Below are 3,521 nucleotides of genomic sequence, written 5' to 3' on the forward strand. Positions count from 1 at the left end.
CAACGGCGACCAGAGCGCCGCCTCAGGCCGTCGAAAGCTCACCGCCGTGCATCAAGCGGGCCTAGATGCCGTTGTCTAATCGCACACATCCTCGATCAGCCCTTTTTTGACATTATTCAATCGACAGCCGTTGAGTTGTTGGACCAAACGATACGTTGAGATGCGGAATGTGGTGCGAAGCGCTGTTTCTTGATGCGTCGCTGATTGACGTTTGCCGGGAGCACGGTTGTCTGCGCGGTCGATACTTGATCGCCGCATGATGGGTCTTCGCGGTAGGGACCTTCCAGTGTAATGGACGCAGTGCGAACGTGGTAGACGTTCACCTGCAACAGCATCGGAATGATCCGACCTACGTCCCGGCATATGTGGACGGCTCCCTCCTTGCAAGATGTCGAGCAGTGATTTTGATCGGATCGCTTGCGTGCATATGTCCGGCCTGTTATCGCGCTCGCATACGAACGCTGGCCAAGATGGGTTCCGCGACGCGTGTTCCAAACAGGGACGCGACCTACGAAGGCCACTGCCGGGAACGGAGTATCACGCGTCCTGGATCGATCGATCACGCCATCTGCTCTTTTCTTGCAAGTTCACGCATCAGATCAGCGCGGTAAGCTGATGAACTGTGCTCACCGTTACTGACTGATCCCTTATGCCGCACAAGCCGACGGCACCGTATCTTTTCGATAGGCTTCGCCAGTCACCATCATTTTCCAGGCGATGCGGGCAATTTTGTTGGCCAGTGCCACTGCGGCCAGTTTGGGCGACTTACGCTTGAGCAACTCAAGAAGCCAAGGTGAAGTATTCCTGCCGTGCCCCTCCCGCACCCGTCTAAGAAGTGAAGTGGCGCCCAGCACCAGCGTGCTTCGTAACGCTTCATCGCCGGCGCGTGTGATGACGCCGAGCCGGACCTTTCCGGCCGTGGAATGATCCTTGGGGGTCAGACCGATCCAGGCCGAGAAGTGTCGTCCGGATTTGAACATTTCGGGCCCAGGCGTTTTCATCATCAGCAGTGACGCACCTATCGGGCCGACACCAGGTATCTGCGCTAGACGGCGGCTGCACTTGTTGGCGCGATGCCAAGTCATTAATTTCGCCTCGATGTCGTCCAATTCTTCTTGCAACTGCTGATATTCCTTGGCGTGGGTCGCGAAAAGATCCCGCGCGAGGGCCGGTAAAGTCTCATCAGCCGCGATGCGATCGAGCAGAAGCTCCACCTTGCACATGCCTTTGGCGGCAGTCAGCCCAAACTCGGCCGCATAACCGCGGATCGAGTTGGCAAGCTGTGTCTTATTGCGGACCAACCGATCGCGCATACCGATCAGCATCAGCGATGCCTGCTGTTCTGCGCTCTTTGAGGGGACAAAGCGCATCGTCGGGCGGCTCATAGCTTCGCATAGGGCATCAGCATCAGCTGCGTCGTTCTTGCCGCGTTTCACATATGGCTTTACCAATTGGGCTGCGATTAGCTTCACTTCGTGCCCGAACGTGCTCAGTAAACGTGCCCAATGATGGGAGCCGCCACAGGCTTCGATTGCAACCACTGTCGCGGGCAATTTCCTGAAAAACTCCAACATCTCTTTGCGGCGCAATTTCTTGCGCAGCACCGGTTGCTCAGCTGTGTTCACACCATGCAGTTGAAAGACATGCTTTGATGTATCCATACCTATGCGGATGATCTGTTCCACGGACGGCCTCCTTCGCTTGATATCAACAACGACCTCAATTTGGCACATTCGTGCCGTTGGGAGCCGTCCACACCAACAGGGACGTTTCAGTGCATCCGGTGAAGCGGACGCAATTCAGAACGGCAAGCGACCTACGTTATCGCAACTTACTCCCACGGCCTCAGGCGACAACGCTGGCGGACCTGTCAAAGATTTCGCCGGTTGTCAGCATTCTGTGCATTATGACGGATAGCTTGCGCGCCACAGCGACTGCCGCTCGTTTGAAGCCGACCCTTTCTCGGAGTTTCAATCCCCAGGTGCGAAGCGAGCTGTCAGCTCGGGCCCGGGTCAGGATCACCGTCGCGGCCTCATAAAGGAGGCCCCGCAAATGACTATCTCCGCGCCGAGAGATGTGGCCGTCATAGTCAACTTCGCCGGACTGATAGCGTCTTGTCGTCAGCCCTAGCCATGCCCCCACAGATCGGGAGGTTCGGAAGTTTTTCGGGTTCTCGATCGCCGCAACAAAGGAGGCGGAAGTGACGGCACCGATTCCGGGAAAGGACATTAGCACCTGACATGCATCGCTCTGCCTTGTCGCCGCGACGAGCTGACGATCGAGTTGTGCAGCGCGGCCCCGGATACTACGCCAAGCCTCACGCAAGGGCAGGATGATCGGTTCCAGGCAAAGCATTGTTGCCCAGCAGGTTGCGTACATTCGTTTCAAATACCAGGCCGCCGCCTTTGGGCACCACCAGTCCAAACGTCTTCAAGTCGAGCGCGGCCTTGGCATGACGGGCATCGATACAGATCGCTGGAAACCCCATTGCCGTTAAGGCATGGTAGAACCACACCGACAAGGAACCGGTCTCGAACACCACCCGTTTTGCTGCTGGTGCCTGCTTGCGGATAACATCGGCGAGCAGGCTCGGGTCAGAAGGCATTTGCCACGCCAAATCCTCTTGCCGTTACGTCGCACAAAAATCGCCGTCTCTTCTGTGGTTGCCGCCCTTGGCGCAAGAAGTTTCTAACCCAAATACGCGAGTGATCGAGTGCGGTCTTCTGTCAGGCCTTTAAATGCGGCATGTCAAAAGCCGCTGGCCGGTATGGTGATCTGCGGATCAGGTCCAAATCTTTCAAACGAGCTCAGATGCTCAAGAGACAGCACTGGTGTTCCTGATCCGGATCTGTTCGATCATTTTGCCCATTCGGGTCGTCGCCTTCTTACTCCCTCGCTATCCGACGCCAAGCGGCAGTGGCATATCGATCATGCTACAGCTGCCCGTGTCGGAACTCGATAATCCTCATTTTTTGTAAGCATGGCCCAAATCGTACGCGCCATTTTGTTGGCCAATGCTATCGCTACAAGCATTCTTGGCCTTCGCGCGGCCATACGCGCGAGCCATGAGCCTTCGGTGATCGATTTGCGGGTCAGCCAGGTCGGGCGCGACATCGCGCCAATGATTAGCAGTCGGCGGATATCAGCTTGGCCCGCCTTAGAAATGCGTCCGAGCCGCTCTTTTCCACCGGAGGAGAATTGGCGCGGAACAAGCCCTAGCCATGCGGCAAAGTCGCGCCCGCACCGAAAGCTCTCTATGGGCGGGGCAAAGGCCTCAACAGCCAGGGCGGTCAACGGGCCGACACCTGGAATTGTTTGTAGGCGCCGCGCCGTGTCGGCTTCAGCCGACAGCGCCTTGATCTTCACTGTTCGCGCATCGATGCGGACCGTCTTCTCGGCAATCTGGTCCATCAGGTCGCGGCACTCCTCGCGCATCAAATCTGGCAAGTCGCTATTTGGGTCAGGGGAATCGGGTGAGTTAATTTTCACGAGATGAGGCTGACGAGAAAGTCCTCGTTCCA

At 56.9% G+C, this 3,521-nt stretch carries 2 protein-coding genes and 1 pseudogene; all 3 read right to left on the reverse strand.

Going from position 1 to position 3,521, the window contains the following annotated elements; all coding sequences use genetic code 11:
- Positions 1-647: 647 nt before the first annotated feature.
- Entirely contained in the window at positions 648-1,685 is a 1,038-nt protein-coding gene (locus ACWGTO_RS32885) for an IS110 family transposase (protein ID WP_454578867.1), read from the reverse strand.
- 160 nt (positions 1,686-1,845) lie between these two features.
- Positions 1,846-2,646: pseudogene (locus ACWGTO_RS32890) on the reverse strand (IS110 family transposase).
- Between the two features lie 282 nt (positions 2,647-2,928).
- Positions 2,929-3,521: IS110 family transposase (locus tag ACWGTO_RS32895; RefSeq protein ID WP_454578868.1), on the reverse strand; the 593-nt coding region annotated here is incomplete at its 5' end.

It is taken from the genome of Mesorhizobium sp. PL10, from assembly GCF_053714315.1.